This window comes from Proteiniphilum sp., assembly GCF_034331125.1.
GTDB lineage: Bacteria > Bacteroidota > Bacteroidia > Bacteroidales > Dysgonomonadaceae > Proteiniphilum > Proteiniphilum saccharofermentans.
Genome location: NZ_JAXQGC010000004.1, coordinates 123,852 through 141,405, shown reverse-complemented (window position 1 = coordinate 141,405; position 17,554 = coordinate 123,852). Strand labels below are relative to the sequence as shown.

The window sequence follows — 17,554 nt, the reverse complement described above, 5'->3', positions numbered from 1 at the left end:
CTTTCGGAAAATGATCACACCATCTTCTTCCGATAGACTGTAATACATCCTTCCGGACATACAAATCCACAGTTCGCGCATCCGATACAATCATCGGGACTCTTCATATAGGCATAATGATATCCGCGGTCATTCACTTCGCGCGGCTGTAAATCTAATGTATCGGTAGGACACGATACAACGCAGAGATTACAACCCTTACAGCGACCCGTATTCACCTCCACATAACCCTTGACTTTTCCCATTATTAGATGTGGTTTTTTAATTGTCTGTTACAAAAGTAACAGTTGTTTTCAAACAACTCAATTTTTCTATGTTAATTTTTCATCTTATGTTAATAGTTTATTCGGGTAACTAAAGGCCTCCGCTTTAGTTACCCTGATGATGCAAAAGTTTCTATTGATGAGTCTTGTGGATACTTCTGCTCAGCAGGGCGTAAATTTCCCTCTTCTGAGGGTCATTTAACAGCTCCTGATGTTTCCGGATCACTTTTTCATCGAACCGGACAGCAGGGCCTGTTTGTGCTGTATGGGGATCCATCTTCGTCGCTTTGGCAGCTGTTTCAGTGATCAAAGGATTCAACAAATGATATGAAATTCCCTCTTCAACCATTATTTCTGATGCAAGCGCATACATGTGATTGGTAAAGTTACAGGCAAAAACGGCTGCAAGGTGAAGGAAACGCCGTTTATCGCCGGAAAGCAGATGGACGTTTCCGGATATCGTTCCAGCCAATTCCTTCAATAGAGCAATTGTCTCTTCACTCTCCCCCTCTATAAAGAGTGGAATATCCCTAAAATTCAATACTCTGTCCCTGCTGAATGTCTGTAACGGATAAAGCACTCCCCTTTCCTTATGCGGGGAAAGTACCGAGACAGGGATACTTCCCGCCGTATGTGCCCATACACCTGTAGTCGGCGGCATTTGAGATACGATATCCGGCAGGGCATCATCCTTTACTGAAAAAATATAAAGCCCGGCAGAGCAATGGATAGCATCCAAGCCACTGATCGGCTCGGCCCCAACCTTAGAGGCAAGCTGTTCCGCATTCTTTATAGTTCGACTATACACCTGTACAATCTTGTGACCCGCTCTATTTAGCGCCATGGCCATATGGGTAGCCACATTACCTGATCCCAGGACTACAATCTCCATAACACGAATGAATTACATTTATCGATAACTTCCATTCATCCCTGCCATCTTAATTCCTACTCTTTCCACCCCACGTAACAACTCTTCCTCCATTCCGTGGCGGATTACAAGTTGGTAGTTACAGGCCGAATCCCGTGGAATGAAACTACGGTAAGGCAAAGACAACTGGTTCAATCCTCCGACGCTACCTCCCAGCCATTTCCCATGTTCATCGGCTAAGATACAACGAAGGGTATCGGTATGGAAAAGAGAATCCGTCAGGTTGTGATCTATAAATAACCAGAGATCCCGGTAAAGGTAACTGCGATTGGTCGTCAGCTCCACCGTCACATTATATTCCACAGCGGGAGGAGGTAGCAATGAGTCAATCTTAAAAACAAGCACAGAGTCACGATACCACTTCCCGTCTTCAATATGGTGAAACCGGGAATAGGCCTCTCCTCCCGAACAGGAGACAAAAATAGCAAGAAGAAGGCCGGCAAATAGTATAAAGATATTACTCTTTGTCCTCACCCGGAGATTTTCTGTTTCTGGGTTTTCTGTTTTCTGAAAAATTATCGGGGCGTTTTTTCCGGGGTTTCCTCCTTCTCCTACCCTGGTTTTCACCCTGGCCATCGAAACGGGTAATGCTCTGGTCTCCGAGAATATCTCCGGGATACGCTCCATTATTACCGGATTTTTCCTCGGTTTCCACAGTCAGTTTGAGCGGTTTTTCCCCTTTCTTATTCATTTTGATGATTTCAAACACACGATCCTTGTCAATAGTCACTAAATTGGCGGCATTGTACTTATCTGACGAATAGGTGATCTTACCGGCGAAGACATCGGTTTTGAAATGGTAATAGCTGGCATCTTTTGTTTCCAGCACGATCTCACGCGAAGGCAGTGCACGTTGTGCCTCCACATAAGCATCCACTTCATAGTTCATGCAACACTTCAGTTTTCCGCACTGCCCTGCCAGTTTCTGGGGATTGATAGATATATCCTGGCATCTGGCAGCAGAGGTAGAGACCGATACAAAACTCGACATCCAGCGACTGCAACACATCTCGCGCCCGCACGGACCGATTCCGCCGATACGACCGGCTTCCTGACGTGCGCCTATCTGTTTCATCTCAATTTTCACTCTGAATTCCGCAGCCAACACTTTGATAAGTTGGCGGAAATCTACTCTCTCATCGGCAATATAATAGAAAATGGCTTTGTTCCCGTCGCCCTGGTATTCCACATCACCGATTTTCATTTTCAACCCCAGTTCTTCGGCGATTTCCCTGGAGCGTATCATGGTAGACTGTTCTCGTGCTTTTGCCTGCTCATATTTCTCCAGGTCGGCGGGACGAGCTATCCGGTAAATCCGTTTCAGTCCCCCGTTGACATCATCCCTGAAGTTGTTTTTCTTCATCTGCAACTCGACCAGCTTTCCGGTCAGTGTCACAGTACCAATATCGTGTCCGGGTAAGGCTTCTACAGCCACTACATCACCCTGTTCGAGTTGAAGGTCATTACTGTTGATATAATAACCTTTACGAGTATTTTTAAACTGCACCTCCACCATCTTTGTGGCCTTTTGCAGTTCGGGAAAATCGTGTAACCAGTCGTAAACGTGAAGTTTGTTATTGTGACGGGTACATCCCCGGCAACTCTTTGTATTTCGTATAGTAGTAGCACTCAATGGCGCTATATCCGCTAATCTGTCTGCTAATTGTTCTTTGTCCATATATATAAACCGCCTTGTTTTTCCTGGCGGGAGAATTAAATTTGAATGGATCAGGGATCGACGCAATAAAAATTTGCGCTGCTAATTCCTAAATCTAAAAACTAAAATCCTAAATCTGAACGCAAGTTACAAAATTATTTTCTTAAAAACATCGTCACTTTCAGACAAAGATCAAGGAAAATAATTTTAGCATTGCCATTTTGTTCTATCTGGCGGTAAGCAAGAGAAAACTCCTCGCTCAAAGATTCTATATTTTTTTCGTTGATGAAAGGGGCAAACCGTTCGCCGAACTGCCACTCGTCATTGTTCAGGTATACCATTCCCGGTTCTTGGAGATTACTCACAAAATATTCCCTGAACAGTCTCAACGAATAGAGCAGGTAGCTTTTCTGCATTTCCCGGCCGATCCCGGCAATCTCAAAAGCAATCTCTTTAATGGCCTTAATTTTGCCGGAGAAAGCGTTGCGCATCATCTGCCTGAATAGTTCAAAAAAGTATTCGGTATGTTCGGATGCCTGTATTATTTCGATAGCTTTGGTGAAACTTCCATTGGCTATATGCGCCGTTGAGCGAGCTTTTTCATTGTCCAATCCGAATTTCTGTTGCAATGCCACCACCATCTCATCTTTTTCTATGGCACGGATATGCAGCGGCTGGCAGCGCGACCAGATGGTCTGCAGTACATTTTCCCTATCCTCTGAAACCAAAAGGAAAATTGTATACTCGGGTGGTTCCTCAACCAGCTTCAGCAACTTATTGGCACACGCCTCATGCATTTTCTCCGGTAGCCATATGACCATGATCTTGTATGGTGCCTCATACACTTTAAGATTGAGTTTGCGGATGATCTCATCGCTCTCTTTGGAATAGATAATTCCCTGCGCATTTTGAGCATCAATAAAGTTAAGCCAGTCGTTCAGATTGAAATAGCGATGCTCCGACAAGAATTCCCTCCATTGAGGCAGGTACTGGTCACTCACTTTCGATTTCACTACGGGAAATACAAAGTGTAGGTCGGGATGTGCCAGTTTGTCGAATTTATGGCACGACGGACATTCACCACAAGCATCTTCGGCACCCCGGTTGCTGCAATTCAGATATCTGGCGTAAGCGATGGCCAGGGGCAACTTCCCCACTCCTTCCGGTCCGTAAAAGATACGGGCATGAGGAATAAATCCCTTCCTCACCGAATTGATCAGGTGTTCTTTTACATCGTGGAGCCCTATGACATCGCGAAAATACATCAGTATATCTCCTTTGCTACCCTACGTACGCTCTCTGTTGCCATCAATGAATAGAAATGAATGCTGGGAACCTGATTGCGGATCAGTTCCTTACACTGCGTAATACACCATTCCACACCTACCTCTTTTGCCTCATCATCATCTTTACACTTACGAAGCGCTACAGCCAGTTCTTCGGGAATATCAGAACGGAAGATACGGGGCAGTGCCGTAAGTTGATTCTTCAGGTGGATTGGTTTGATCCCGGGAACAATAGGTACATTGATCCCTACTTCACGACAGCGTTTCACGAAGTCAAAGTATTTGCTATTATCGAAAAACATCTGAGTCACAAGATATTCGGCACCATTATCCACCTTCATTTTGGTATAATAGATCTCCGACTCCATATTGGGCGACTCCTCATGTTTTTCGGGATAGCAGGCCATACCATAAGAGAAAGGCTCTTCAGGGGGAGTGAACGAGGATCCGTCAAATGTAATCCCTTCATTGAAGTTATTCACCTGCTCCTGAAGACCGGTAGCATGTTGATGGCAGTCCATTTTCCGCTGTTCTGCATCCAGTTTTTTTGTATCACCCCTAAGTAACAGTAAATCGGTAACTCCCAAAAAGGAGAGGTCGATCAATGCATATTCGGTCTCTTCTCTCGAAAAACCCTGGGAGATGATATGAGGCACTGCCCGTATCCCGTATTTGTTTTGTATTGCTGCAGCGATAGCTACTGATCCGGGACGTCTCCGTACATTCACTTTCCGGTAAGTACCGTTCTCATCTTCCTTATAAATACTTTCACTGTGGTGTGTAGTTATATTGATATATTTTGGGTCGAACTCCTTCAGGCGGTCGATAGCATTGTACACCTGCTGAATACTGTTTCCCTTTAACGGGGGCAATAGTTCGAACGAAAAAGCAGTCTTCCCTGTATTGTTAATTAATTCCGAAACCCTCATCTTACATTGATTTGATGATCCCGACAAGCCGGGACAAGTTATGATGATTTTTTTGATTGTTTACCACTAAATCATCCGAAAGCACTAATTAAAAATAGCCCTGACCACATCCATACCGTTTGCATACAGCACCAATCCTAAAAGCAGGATCATACCTGCCACCTGGGCATACTCCATAAATTTCTCGTTGGGCTTCCGCCGGGTGATCACCTCATAAATAAGGAACATCACATGGCCTCCGTCGAGTGCCGGAATAGGCAGTATATTCATAAAGGCAAGGATCACCGACAGGAAGGCGGTCATCATCCAGAATGCCTGCCAGTTCCACTGTGCAGGGAAGAGGTTTCCGATCGCTCCGAATCCGCCTAAAGAAGAAGCACCCGCTTTGGTGAACACATATTTGAACTGTGCCACGTAATCCTTCAATGTCTGTATACCCAATCTGACCCCTGCCGGGAATGACTCGAAGAATCCATACTCAATCGTAACGGTCTGATAAACCTGTCCCAATCCCATTGCATAGAAACCTAAAGTTCCGGCTGAATCCACCTCTATAGTTGCGGTTTGTAATGTTCCGTTCCGGTAATAATCGAGCGTAACCTGTTGGTTGCGATTGTCGTCGAGGACCGCCCGCAGGTCACTGAAAACCGGTGTAGCCATACCGTTCACCCCCACAATACTGTCACCGGTAGTCAGTCCCGCCCGATCGGCGGCACTTCCCTCCATTGTCTGATATACAACGGCAGGTATCCTCTCAACGGCAAACCCTTCTTTATCTTTCAGCAGGTTTTCCATCAATCCTTCCTGCATGGTCAGTTGCACTTCCTCACCATTACGCAATACTGTCACCTTTTCTGCATTGGCTACATCAAGCAGTGTACGCACACCGAAGCGTTGCAGTTCCTTATTGTCGGCCCTGAGCAAAATATCCCCGTCCTGAAAGCCTGCCCGGTGTGCCGCCTGGCTGAACTCCATCCCTTGAGTCACATTTTTCAGGGGAAGATAGGTATCATTCCAGGTAAAGAGCACCATAGAGTAGATAAAAAATGCCAGCAACAGGTTGAAAACTACACCTGCAACCATTACCAGCAGTCGTTGGCCTGCAGGTTTAGAGCGAAATTCCCACGGCTCTGCGGGACGCGACATCTGTTCCTTGTCCATCGACTCATCGATCATTCCTGCTATTTTCACATAACCACCCAGGGGTAACCAACCGATACCATATTCGGTATGGCTGTTTTTGGGTTTGTAGCGGAAGAGTGCGAACCAGGGATCAAAGAAAAGATAAAATTTCTCGACCCTTATCTTGAACATCCTCGCAAAGATATAATGTCCGAACTCGTGTACAACCACCAATATCGACAAACTCAAGATGAGTTGTAACGCCTTAATTAAAAATGTCTCCATTCAGTTATTATTGCACACACCTTACCGGTGGTGCTACTTTTATCAATTAGTAAATTCAATTATTTGTTCTCTTGCTATTACTCTTGCTTCGGCATCGCTTTGCAGATAGTCACTTAACGACGGTGATTGCATGAACGATACTTTCTGCATGGTTTTTTCTATCAAATGGCTCATTTGCATATAGCCTATTTTTTCCTGTAAGAACAGTTCCACCGCCACTTCGTTGGCAGCGTTCAGTATACAGGGCATATTCCCGCCTGCTGCAATCGCCTCATAAGCAAACAAAAGACCGGGAAATCTATCCGTGTCGGGCGTTTCAAATGTCAGCTGCGACAATTCGAGGAAATCCAGCGGCCTGACATCCGACCTGAGCCTGACCGGATATGAAAAGGCATACTGGATAGGCATACGCATATCGGGATCTCCCAACTGGGCTATCACAGAACGGTCTTCGAACTGTACCATAGAGTGAATGATGGACTGGGGGTGTATGAGTACTTCAATCTGAGACGGTTCCACCCCAAACAACCATTTCGCCTCAATCACCTCTAACCCTTTGTTGATAAGGGTAGATGAGTCGATAGTCACTTTTTCACCCATGCTCCAGTTAGGATGAGCCAGCGCTTCTTTCCGGGTCACATGTAGCAACCGCTCTTTTGAGAAAGTGCGGAAAGGTCCTCCCGAAGCGGTAAGCAATATTTTTTCGATCTTGTTATCACCCTCACCGTTCAAACACTGGAAAATAGCTGAATGTTCCGAATCTACCGGCAGGATAGGTGTTCTATGCTTTAGTGCCAACGAAGTGATCAATTCTCCGGCTACGACCAATGTCTCCTTATTGGCCAGAGCAATGGTCTTTCCGGCTTTTATCGCATTTATTGTAGGCTGCAGACCCGAAAAACCGACCATAGCTGTAAGTACCATATCGATCGGTTCGTCCTGCACCACCTGCTCGATGGCCTTGCTTCCACACCACACCTTAATGGGCAGGTCACTCAACGCATCTTTCAATTGATCATATTTCGATTCGTTGGCAATTACCACTACTTCGGGGAGATAAATCCTAGCCTGCTCTATAAGTAATTCAACCCGGTTATTGGCAACCAGCGCATAAGCTCCAAACCGGTCCGGGTGACGGGAGATAACTTCCAACGCCTGCGTGCCGATTGAACCTGTTGAACCTAAAATGGCAATATTTCGTTTTCCATCTTCCATATCGGGATTGCTTATCTACTATAAAGCCTGCAAAGATAATAAAAATTTGGTGTGGTTTTTTCCCTAATCTGCGGAAGAGCCACGATTATTAGCAGCTTTCCGGATTCACTCTTCGATCAGTCCATCCGGAAGAAACATCTCTATCAGATTCTCCTCTTCATCAATAGCTTCTATGAAATCCTCGGTAGCCGGGATCAGATATTCCTTTTGATCATTTTTCACCACGAAGAGTACATTCATGGTGGAATTGTCCACTTCTTCTATAATACCCAGCCGCTTTCCATGCTGATCAATGACTGTAAAACCCGTAAAGTAATCCCAATCGGTCGTCTCCTGCTCTGCCTGTAATTTCACCAGGTCGCGTGGAAGATAAACATCTGTGTTGACATATCGTGCCGCCGCTGTCTCATCGTCGACATCTTCGAACTTCACCCGGGCTGTTACATCGGTTGAGTAGGTAAATTCCTCCACAAAGAAGGGTACGTGAATACCCTCTATCTCCAGAAAATAGTATTCCGTATCTATATCGGCATACTCAGCCTTACGGAACCGGATAATGATTTCACCCTTTATCCCGTATGGTTTCTGTGTACTCCCAACCTGAAGGATATCTTTCCTGGAAATCACCTTTTTATTTTCTACGTTGATATTTGATATTTTTCAGCTTATCCCGGTTGGTATTTACTTTCACCTCGGGAATCACATACTCTTCCGAGTCAATCTTTATTTTGCCTTCCGATAGTAGGTAGAGGTCGTGAAATATCTTCTGATCATCCGCCTCCTTGTTCCATTGGGAATAAGAGCGCTTCATCTGGCTGAGTAACAGCTTCACCAGATAATTTTTCTTCTCCCCTTCCTCCATATTGGCGGCGATCTTGATCATTCTTTCCATGATCTTGCCATAATGGCGATATTGCATTGTAGGCCTGCTATAATCAAGATGTCCGGGAGGGGTATTCAGTTCCTCCCTGGTAATCACTTCATAGGGGTATTCAATATCGAGCTTAAAATCGGACATAATGGCCAGATGATCCCACAGAATATGTTTGAAATTGTTCACATCACGAAGGTGAGGAAACATACTCCCCATAATATCGATAACGGTATAGGCACACCTTTTGCGCTCTTCGGGATTTTCAATTCCCACGCAGTGATCCACCATATTCTGGATATTACGCCCATATTCCGGCAGTGCCAGCTTTTTCAATTGTGTGTTGTATTGCATATTTCTATTGTTATTCTATTGTTGTTCGGTTGTTATTGTTAATTATGTGCAAAGCACTTTTTCTCCTTTTCACCTCAATTTAAGCACATCTCCCTCTTCAGGAATATATTCGTAACTCTTCTTGTTAAGCCGGTATAAATTACGCAGTTGAATACCATATTTTTGAGAAATACTGTACATGGATTCCCCTACCTGTACGGTATGGAATTCATAGGGCTTATCGGCACGTGTTTTCTTTTTCTGGAAATATACAATATCTCCTTCACTCAGGGGAAAATCTTCAGGAACTTCGTTGAATTTCAACAGGTCTCTTTCCTTGAATCCGAATTCCCGGGCTATGTTGGCGAATGTATCACCATCAACCGCGACCACATATACCAGACCGTGAGTGATATAGGGTTGATGTGTCCAAGTTACCCGTGCCACTTCTCTTTTGCGTTGCTCATCCCGTTCCTTCCGACTGACCCCTTTCCGGTATTTTTTATCATCGAAACGGTAGAGTTCATAATCCTCTATCAGTTTTATCAACTTATTGGCATACGCCCTGTCGGTGGCATAACCCAACTTTTGAAGCCCCCTTGCCCATCCCTTGTAATCAGTAACAGAGAGATCGAACAAGGTTTTATAACGGCTGCCATAGGCCAAGAACTCAGAGTGATCCTGATAAGAATCCTCAACATTTCTATATTTCCTAAAGCAATCATTGGGCGTATCGTCGGCTGCATATACCGTTCCACCATCCCATCCGCGATGACATTTAATCCCGAAATGGTTGTTAGAACGGCGAGCCAGGTCACTCATTCCCGCTCCCGACTCGAGTATTCCCTGCGCCAGTGTAATGGATGCAGGTATTTTATATTTCTCCATATGCTCTATCGCCAGGTCGCTGTATTTACGAATGTAATTCTCATAAGTACTCACCCTGGCCTGTGCTGAAAGGTGATGTGCAGGAGCAAATAAAAAGGAGAAAACGACAAAGAGCGGTAAAATATATCTATATTTGCGAAACAAATTTTGCATTATGAAAGAAATCAATTTAGCCACAAAGATAGCTGTTTATCTTTTAGAGGAATGCTCCGAAATGGAAAAAAAACTTATCGAAGCGGCAAAAGAGGCCACAAAAAATGCATATGCTCCCTATTCAGGGTTTAGGGTAGGTGCCGCAGTTTTGTTGGCAAATGGCAAAATCATCTCAGGCAACAACCAGGAGAATGCAGCTTACCCATCGGGATTGTGTGCTGAGCGGACCACCGTTTTTTTTGCCAATGCCTCCTATCCTGATCAGAAAATTGTAGCCATCGCCGTAGCGGCCTGGCATAATGGGTGCTTCACCGACGATGTGATCACGCCCTGCGGTGGTTGCCGACAGGTGCTCTTGGAGGCGGAGAACCGCTTCAAGGAGCCTATGAAGGTATTGATGTACGGCAACAAGGGCGTCTATATGCTCGGGAGTGCAAAAGACCTGTTACCGCTCAGTTTCGGAGATGAGATGTTAAAATGACGCTTCATAAAGTGTTACCAGATACCACTTTCTATCAATCAATGCAAAGTAGTAATCGGCATAAATACCATTGTTGATTCCTCGGATCTCCACCACAGCGGTATCTTTCCCGTAGCGCACGCCTTGATAATACTGATCGTAAGGACGTGTCAGGTAAGTACTATCATAGGTAAGATCGAGCAATTCCCATTCATATCTCCCGATTGTCTCCTCCATAGGAGCCATCCCCTCATCTTCATCATCAGGGACAATCACGTTGATCGGGAACTTGATCCGTTCCAACTGGAAAGACTCCTGGGTACTGAATTTACGGATAAACTGATCGAAATTCTCCTCACCCGAGATAGTTTCCTGTCCACTGTCTGCCATGTTTGCTTCCGTTTCAGTCCCTCCTTTACCCGCCACACGCCCTTTCTTTTCCGTAGCCTCCGTGCAGGAGAAAATGAAAAAGGCAAGCAAGCAAAAAAAGATATGATTCGAAATTTTCATTGCTGAGTAGTCCTTTATTGATCCGGTTTTGATTCCGACTATTTGTTATTACAACGCAAAGGTATAAAAATTAGGATGATAATCAAAGAGTAATCCCACTATTTTTATTTCCTCCCACATCCGTAAAGAGTAAAAGAAAATATCCTTATCTTTGCTTTTATAAAAATCAGTACTGAATGGATCTTCAAACGGAAATAAGCCATTTATTTTCTGCACAACAGGCAGACTGGGAGCAATTAAAAAATGGTATTTTACAGATGGATAATCTGCGGGAAAGAGAGTTTGCATGGGGAGGTGATTACCAGGTAAAACTACAGTTCAATCCTGCACGGATGGTCTCTACTTCAGCGTCTATCACTAAGGAAGCGCTTGAAAAGAGGCCCTGTTTTTTATGTGAAAGCAACCGACCTCCTCAACAAAGAGGGATTCCGTTCATGGAAAAATATATTATTCTCTGCAATCCGTTTCCCATACTTAGGAATCATATTACAATCCCCCTCCATTCACATGTACCCCAACGTATCCGTAAAAAAACGGAAGACATGCTCACACTGGCTGAACAACTCCCCGATTATCTGATCTTTTACAATGGCCCGAAATGTGGCGCATCAGCACCCGATCATTTCCATTTACAGGCAGGACTCAAAGTTCCTTTGCTCATGCAAGGCGATAACGAACTTCGTTCATGCCTGCAAATCGAAAGTGAAAAAAGAAGTGAAGCACAAGAGCTTTTTGAGGATGTATATCAATACCTGCATCAACTGCAACCGGAAGAGGCGGAACCCATGATGAATGTAATCGCCTTTACGGAAGATAATAAATATAAACTCCACGTCTTTCCGCGTAAAGCACACCGTCCGGGGCATTATTACGAAAAAGGGAAAAAACAATTGCTTATCAGCCCCGGTGCGCTTGATATGGCAGGACTGGTGATATGTGTAAGAGAAGAGGATTTTGAGAAAATCAGCAAACAAGACATTGAAGATATTTACTCCCAGGTATCCATGCCTGTTATTTGAAACGGGAAAAGAGACCGGCAACGAGGTTCAATGCCATAACAGTACAATATTATCATAATAATGGAAAAATCAGAAATTATTTTACTCAATATCAACGGAGAAGACAAACCAGGCCTGACCGCTGCCCTTACAGAAATTCTGGCCAGACATGGTGCATTTATTCTTGACATTGGGCAATCGGATATACACCGGAATTTGTCATTAGGTATCCTATTCAGGTCGAAGACCAATATTTCCGGTGAAATAATGAAGGACCTGCTCTTCAAAGCCTACGAGATGGATGTGAATGTCCGATTTACTCCTATTTCTGACGAAGAATACTCCAACTGGGTGGGCCTGCAGGGCAAGAACCGCTATATCATCACCCTTTTAGGAAGGATACTCACTGCCAAACAGATTGCAGCCGTATCGAAAATCATAGCAGAACAAAATCTCAATATCGATAATATAGTGCGCCTGACCGGCCGTATCCCACTCGACGAGAAACAGCGCGCGCCCCAGTCGTGTGTAGAATTGTCGGTAAGGGGTACGCCTACCGACCGCCAACAGATGCAGCAAGCCTTTCTGGAACTAGCCTCTACACTCAACTTCGACATTTCCTTCCAGGAAGAGAGTATGTTCAGGCGTATGCGTAGGCTTATCTGTTTCGATATGGACTCCACACTCATTCAAACGGAGGTGATCGATGAACTGGCTGAAAGGGCAGGTGTGGGCAGTCAGGTAAAGACCATCACAGAGCAGGCCATGCAGGGTGAAATAGATTTCAATGAAAGTTTTCGTCAACGGGTAAAATTGCTTAAAGGGCTGGATGTTTCAGTGATGAAAGAAATTGCGGAAAATCTCCCCATCACCGAGGGTGTAGACCGGTTGGTAAAAGTATTACAAAAAGTAGGGTTTAAAACCGCCATATTGTCAGGAGGATTTACCTACTTCGGTAACTACCTGAAGGATAAATTCGGGTTTGACTACATGTATGCCAATGAACTTGAAATTGAGAATGGGAAGCTCACCGGGAACTATTTGGGAGATATTGTAGACGGTAAACGAAAAGCGGAATTATTAAGGCTTATAGCGCAGGTGGAAAGGATTGACCTTCGCCAAACGGTGGCGGTGGGTGATGGAGCCAATGACCTGCCCATGCTGGGAATAGCCGGTTTGGGTATCGCCTTTCATGCCAAACCAAAGGTAAAACGAAATGCAGGACAATCGCTCTCCACGGTAGGTATTGACGGTATCCTCTATTTCCTTGGGTACAAGGACTCGATGCTCGACAGCGAAATTATCAACAGTTAATTTGATCACTAAAAACAGGGTGGTATGGATTTTGCAGATATGTTATCAAATCGCTTCGACGGCGAGGCGGAAATGAAAAAAAACAATAGCGCATTGATCTGTTTCTCTTCATTGGAAACGGGTAAAGTATTGAGCAGGCTGGCCACCCGGATTATACGGTCGAAATCGGAAAAGTCGTCCATCACGCTCCTCTATTTTATTGATAAATCGGAGGAAATACGACTCAGCGAAGGGATGGACGAATATAAGCATAGGATTATCTCCGATATCCTCTCCACGGAGGAAAGGGATAAGACCACCCTGCGTCTGTTCATTCAATCTACCGACGATTACTATGCCGATATTATAAGGATTTCGGAGGAGCAGGAATCAAATCTGATCTTACTGGGTATAAATAATAAAGAGTTTGATCCCGGATTAGTAAAAAAATATGGTCAACTCAAAAGTGATCCCACGCATTCCGAGATCTTCATACTCGAGCAATTTGAGGAGAGGGAAGCCGAAACGTTGAAAAACCTCAACGCACTATTCAACCGGGAGAGCGTGTCTACAGGCCTGTTTTTTGATAACGGCTCTATGCAGTTCAGGAAAATATTTATTCCCATTCTGCAAAAATCCGATATACATATCTTCACTTATCTTTATCGGATCGCCCAACGGGAGAATGTGAAGATTATGATCTGGGATGCGATTGGTATTATTGAATCGGAAGCGAAGATGCAAAAACTCTACCAGTTCATCACGAAGAAGACAGAAGGACGTATCTACCTATGGGACAATAACAAGAAGATAGGATGCGACTTTATCCGCGATCAGGATCTTGTTATCATCGGTACGGAAGGATGGGGTAAATTGATTTGTACTCCACTGCCATGGACTGACTGTCTCCCGTCGACACTGATCATCAAAGAGACAACAAATTCAATCCAATTATGAAACGAGCATGATAACCGTTCTCTCCCGAGTTCATGAATTACTTTGTAATCGACGGAGTCAATATCGGCGAGTTCCATACACCGACAAGAAAAAATAAAATAATCGTATGAATTCATCCGAAATAAGAAAAAAACTGGCAATCATCTACTCATATATCGAACAAAAGCAACTCAAAGATGCCCTTGAGGGTGTCAAGGAGCTTTCATCCATACAACAGAATTGGGCGGTGACAGAAAAAATAAACGAACTGACCACCAATTACCGGTTTATGCTCCACTACCTGATTGAAGGTAAAAAAGACCCGGAACAGCAACGTATTTACAATAAATTGATCCGCGACATATATATTGTGGCTGAAGATGCTGCAGAACAATTGTTCCTGCAAGAGAGCACCTCTCTCTTTTTCGATAAAATAAGATTGATGGGGGTGCGTACTCCCATAACCATGGAGGAGTATAGGAGCATCATCACCAAACAGGCAGACACCATCTCTTTCATCGACTTGCTGGAGGATGGCCCCGAAAAGGAGTCACGCATAAGGCAAACAACAATCACCCACGAAAATACCCAACAAGACCTGTTCTATACAATTTTTGTCTCTCCACGGGCAAACGATGATTTCATCGCCTCCTGCCGTCATTTCATGGAAGACGAGTCAGTCCCGCAACAGGATAAAGCGCTGTTTATCCCGGCACTGATGATGAATATCCTACAACGCTTCGATGCGCGTAAGATTGAATTCCTGCTTGATCTCTGCAACCACCCGGAGGCAGAACTTGCAATCCGGGCGGTGACAGGCATCATACCCATTTTCCAGATATATAGCTCACGGTTAGAATTGTATTCCGGATGCAGCGACCGCCTGAAGTTATTGTCCGATGACAAGACTTTTGGCCGTCGTTTTATTGCAGCTATTATTGGCTTCATCCAGGCACACGAGACGGAAAAAATCACAAAAAAGCTGACCGAAGAGATTATTCCCGAAATGATGAAGCTGAGCCCGATGATAGGAAAGAAGATAAAACTGGACGAATGGATGGGTGAGACCGGGTTTGACGAGAAGAATCCCGAATGGCAGAAGATACTGGATGAAACCGGGTTGACGGACAAATTACAAGAGTTTACCGAATTACAGTTAGAGGGTGCCGACGTGTTCCATTCTACTTTTTCGAACCTTAAATCCTACCCTTTCTTTCAACAGATGAGCAATTGGTTTCTTCCGTTCACACCCCAACACAGCAGCGTACAACAACTCTTTAGCAACCGGTCGGAAAGAGATTCCCTCGTGGAAGCCCTTTCGGGATCGTCACTTATCTGCAATTCCGATAAATACTCTTTCTGCCTCAGCATCATGATGATGCCCGAGAATTACCGGAAGATGATGGCCTCCCAACTGGGAGCCGAAAGTGCAGAACTGAAGAATATGCAGGCCGAAGAGGAGGCGCTAAAGCCTTTCCAAAAGGAAGAGACAATAAGCAAGCAGTATATCCAGGATCTATACCGCTTCTTTAAACTGTTTCCCCGTCGTGCCGAATTCCGTGATATTTTCGAGCTGCCCCTCAACTATCACCGGTTACCCGCATTTCAACCGGTAGTCATGCAGCCAAACCATTTAGAGAAAATAGCGCTTTACTATTTCGAGAAAAATAATTTCACTGAAGCACTCAGTGCCTATACCCTACTCGCAGAAACAAGGAACGGCAAGAGCGAAATTTGGCAGAAGATCGGCTATTGCCGACAGATGATGGCCGATATGAAAGGAGCTTTGGAAGCCTACCTGCATGCCGATCTGATAGAAGAAAACAACACATGGGTACTGCAACGGATTGCGCATTGTTACAGGGTACTGAAAGAACCCATAACCGCTCTCGAATATTACCGCCGTCTGGAACAGTTCCGTCCCGACGATCTCAATATACAGCTTAACATCGGGCACTGTTATCTTGAATTGAAAGAGTATGAGAAAGCACTTAACTATTACTTCAAGGTGGAGATGCTCAACAGCAACAATACCCGGGCATGGCGCTCCATAGCCTGGTGCGCTTTCCTTTCACGTAAACTCGATGTAGCCGAAAGATATTACGCCCGCATATTGGAAACAAAACCCAATGCCCATGACTATCTCAATGCCGGCCATGTGGCACTATGTCTCGAACAGACAAAAAGATCGGTGGAGCTATACAAACTGTCACTCGGGAAAGCAGGCAATTTTGAAACATTCGAGACGATGCTCGCCGAAGATGAAGATGAGTTACAAGAAGCAGGAGTAGACATCTCCATCTTGCCTGTCATCCTGGACAAGATTAGGTACGATAAGGAAGAGTAACCCAGTTTTAACGGTACAACCCCTTTTTGGTTATAAAATCATATACTTTGGGAGGGAGGAAACTGCGCATATTCTTCCCATTCCTGATGCTTTCCCGGATAAAAGTAGAAGATATCTCCACGACAGGAGCATCAATAAGCCGTGCAGATATTTGTAATTCTGTGGGAATCACCACCTCTTCACCCAGTCGTGGGTAAATAAAGATCTGGTAATTTTTAATCAACCGGTCAAATTCTTTCCATCTGTAGAACTGCTTCCAGTTATCACCACCTATAATCAGTGTAAAAACGTTATCAGGATATTCGCCCGTCAATTTTGTCAGGGTATCTATGGTATAGGAAGGGCGAGGCATATGAAATTCCACATCGGAAACCTTCATAAGAGTGAATTCTTCCAGTGCCAGACGTACTATCTCCAGACGCAGATCATCATCCAAGAGGTCTTTTGCCTCTTTTAGCGGATTATGCGGACTTACCACAAACCAGACCTCATCCAGATCAGTGAACTCACAGATGTAATTTGCCAGAATGAGATGTCCGATGTGGATGGGGTTAAATGATCCGGAAAAGATACCGACCGACTTTTTCTGCATAAGGCACAATGATATATATACTTATCAGATAGATTGGGTTATTTTTTAAACAGAAAAACCGATATGCGAATAAAACACATCGATTTTTCTAATTATTTTCCAGGGATCCCGTCACCCGTTCTTTTTAAAGAGAGAAACGACCCAGAGCAGCAATATAGCACCTACAAGCGCGGTAACAAGACTGCCTATAATACCATCTCCGGTACTGATTCCCAACAGGCCGAAAACCCAGCCTCCGATAACGGCACCCACGATGCCTACCAGGAGGTTCACAAGAAAACCGAAACCTCCGCCTCTCATCAAATTACCCGCCAGCCAGCCGGCAACAGCACCTACAATAATCCACCATAACCAACCCATAATTAATTGTTTTTAATATTAATACTTTTTGATTAATTGGAGAAATCAAATTTCTCAATTTGTAAACACTGTCAGCTTGGAAATTGTTTAAAAATATCAACGTTTTCGTTAAGCTAAATGAGCAA

18 protein-coding genes and 1 pseudogene are annotated in these 17,554 nt (G+C 44.5%); 5 read left to right on the top strand and 14 right to left on the bottom strand.

Annotation, left to right across the window (positions count from 1 at the left end; all coding sequences use genetic code 11):
* Positions 1 to 14 precede the first annotated feature (14 nt).
* The 11 genes and pseudogenes from U2P89_RS01035 to U2P89_RS00985 form a co-directional block, all read right to left on the bottom strand.
* A complete protein-coding gene (locus U2P89_RS01035; protein WP_076928900.1) occupies positions 15 to 245 on the bottom strand; it encodes a 4Fe-4S dicluster domain-containing protein in 231 nt (76 codons plus the stop codon).
* A 151-nt stretch (positions 246 to 396) separates the two neighbouring features.
* Positions 397 to 1,155, bottom strand: coding sequence for a Rossmann-like and DUF2520 domain-containing protein (locus tag U2P89_RS01030; protein ID WP_313381686.1), 759 nt, complete (start codon positions 1,153 to 1,155; stop codon positions 397 to 399).
* 18 nt (positions 1,156 to 1,173) lie between these two features.
* On the bottom strand, positions 1,174 to 1,668 hold the full coding sequence (locus U2P89_RS01025) for a gliding motility lipoprotein GldH (RefSeq protein WP_313381687.1): 495 nt from the start codon (positions 1,666 to 1,668) through the stop codon (positions 1,174 to 1,176).
* Positions 1,669 to 1,708: 40 nt separating this feature from the next.
* Positions 1,709 to 2,827 (bottom strand): annotated as a pseudogene (locus U2P89_RS01020) (PSP1 domain-containing protein); the annotation flags it as partial.
* Positions 2,828 to 3,006: 179 nt separating this feature from the next.
* Positions 3,007 to 4,116 (bottom strand): ATP-binding protein, encoded by a 1,110-nt coding sequence (locus U2P89_RS01015; RefSeq protein WP_091908579.1) that lies wholly within the window; start codon positions 4,114 to 4,116, stop codon positions 3,007 to 3,009.
* On the bottom strand, positions 4,116 to 5,066 hold the full coding sequence (locus U2P89_RS01010) for a methylenetetrahydrofolate reductase (protein WP_091908580.1): 951 nt from the start codon (positions 5,064 to 5,066) through the stop codon (positions 4,116 to 4,118). Before U2P89_RS01010 ends, U2P89_RS01015 begins: the two co-directional genes overlap by 1 nt.
* An 84-nt stretch (positions 5,067 to 5,150) precedes the next feature.
* Positions 5,151 to 6,473: an RIP metalloprotease RseP gene (rseP, locus tag U2P89_RS01005; RefSeq protein ID WP_076928889.1), complete on the bottom strand. Its 1,323-nt coding sequence runs from the start codon at positions 6,471 to 6,473 to the stop codon at positions 5,151 to 5,153.
* Positions 6,474 to 6,515: 42 nt separating this feature from the next.
* Entirely contained in the window at positions 6,516 to 7,688 is a 1,173-nt protein-coding gene (locus U2P89_RS01000) for a 1-deoxy-D-xylulose-5-phosphate reductoisomerase (protein ID WP_091908582.1), read from the bottom strand.
* Positions 7,689 to 7,793: 105 nt separating this feature from the next.
* The gene (gene rimM / locus U2P89_RS00995) at positions 7,794 to 8,315 is read right to left on the bottom strand and encodes a ribosome maturation factor RimM (RefSeq protein WP_322190368.1); all 522 of its coding nucleotides are present in this window, start codon (positions 8,313 to 8,315) and stop codon (positions 7,794 to 7,796) included.
* 4 nt (positions 8,316 to 8,319) lie between these two features.
* The gene (locus U2P89_RS00990) at positions 8,320 to 8,913 is read right to left on the bottom strand and encodes a DUF4290 domain-containing protein (RefSeq protein WP_076928880.1); all 594 of its coding nucleotides are present in this window, start codon (positions 8,911 to 8,913) and stop codon (positions 8,320 to 8,322) included.
* A gap of 69 nt (positions 8,914 to 8,982) precedes the next feature.
* Entirely contained in the window at positions 8,983 to 9,933 is a 951-nt protein-coding gene (locus U2P89_RS00985) for a glucosaminidase domain-containing protein (protein ID WP_313381689.1), read from the bottom strand.
* A gap of 1 nt (position 9,934) precedes the next feature.
* Here U2P89_RS00985 and cdd point away from each other — a divergent pair, with 1 nt between their 5' ends.
* Positions 9,935 to 10,414 carry a cytidine deaminase gene (cdd, locus tag U2P89_RS00980; RefSeq protein WP_076928876.1) on the top strand — a complete coding sequence of 160 codons (480 nt, stop codon included), beginning with the start codon at positions 9,935 to 9,937 and terminating at the stop codon, positions 10,412 to 10,414.
* Here cdd and U2P89_RS00975 read toward each other — a convergent pair.
* The gene (locus U2P89_RS00975) at positions 10,406 to 10,903 is read right to left on the bottom strand and encodes a DUF4348 domain-containing protein (protein WP_091908585.1); all 498 of its coding nucleotides are present in this window, start codon (positions 10,901 to 10,903) and stop codon (positions 10,406 to 10,408) included. The two genes, cdd and U2P89_RS00975, sit on opposite strands and share 9 nt — an antisense overlap.
* 176 nt (positions 10,904 to 11,079) lie before the next feature.
* Between U2P89_RS00975 and U2P89_RS00970 the strand changes: the two genes are divergently transcribed.
* The 4 genes from U2P89_RS00970 to U2P89_RS00955 all read left to right on the top strand — a co-directional run bounded on the left by U2P89_RS00970 (position 11,080) and on the right by U2P89_RS00955 (position 16,477).
* Positions 11,080 to 11,922: a DUF4922 domain-containing protein gene (locus U2P89_RS00970; RefSeq protein ID WP_091908587.1), complete on the top strand. Its 843-nt coding sequence runs from the start codon at positions 11,080 to 11,082 to the stop codon at positions 11,920 to 11,922.
* Positions 11,923 to 11,982: 60 nt separating this feature from the next.
* Positions 11,983 to 13,215, top strand: a complete 1,233-nt coding sequence (serB, locus tag U2P89_RS00965; protein ID WP_173823111.1) for a phosphoserine phosphatase SerB — start codon at positions 11,983 to 11,985, stop codon at positions 13,213 to 13,215.
* 24 nt (positions 13,216 to 13,239) lie between these two features.
* Positions 13,240 to 14,151 (top strand): hypothetical protein, encoded by a 912-nt coding sequence (locus U2P89_RS00960; protein ID WP_091908591.1) that lies wholly within the window; start codon positions 13,240 to 13,242, stop codon positions 14,149 to 14,151.
* Positions 14,152 to 14,257: 106 nt separating this feature from the next.
* Complete coding sequence (locus U2P89_RS00955) at positions 14,258 to 16,477, top strand: tetratricopeptide repeat protein (RefSeq protein ID WP_091908592.1); 2,220 nt, start codon at positions 14,258 to 14,260, stop codon at positions 16,475 to 16,477.
* Positions 16,478 to 16,484: 7 nt separating this feature from the next.
* Here U2P89_RS00955 and nadD read toward each other — a convergent pair whose 3' ends face one another.
* Positions 16,485 to 17,069 (bottom strand): nicotinate (nicotinamide) nucleotide adenylyltransferase, encoded by a 585-nt coding sequence (nadD, locus tag U2P89_RS00950; RefSeq protein ID WP_091908624.1) that lies wholly within the window; start codon positions 17,067 to 17,069, stop codon positions 16,485 to 16,487.
* A gap of 111 nt (positions 17,070 to 17,180) precedes the next feature.
* A complete protein-coding gene (locus tag U2P89_RS00945; RefSeq protein ID WP_091908594.1) occupies positions 17,181 to 17,429 on the bottom strand; it encodes a GlsB/YeaQ/YmgE family stress response membrane protein in 249 nt (82 codons plus the stop codon).
* Between the last annotated feature and the right edge of the window lie 125 nt (positions 17,430 to 17,554).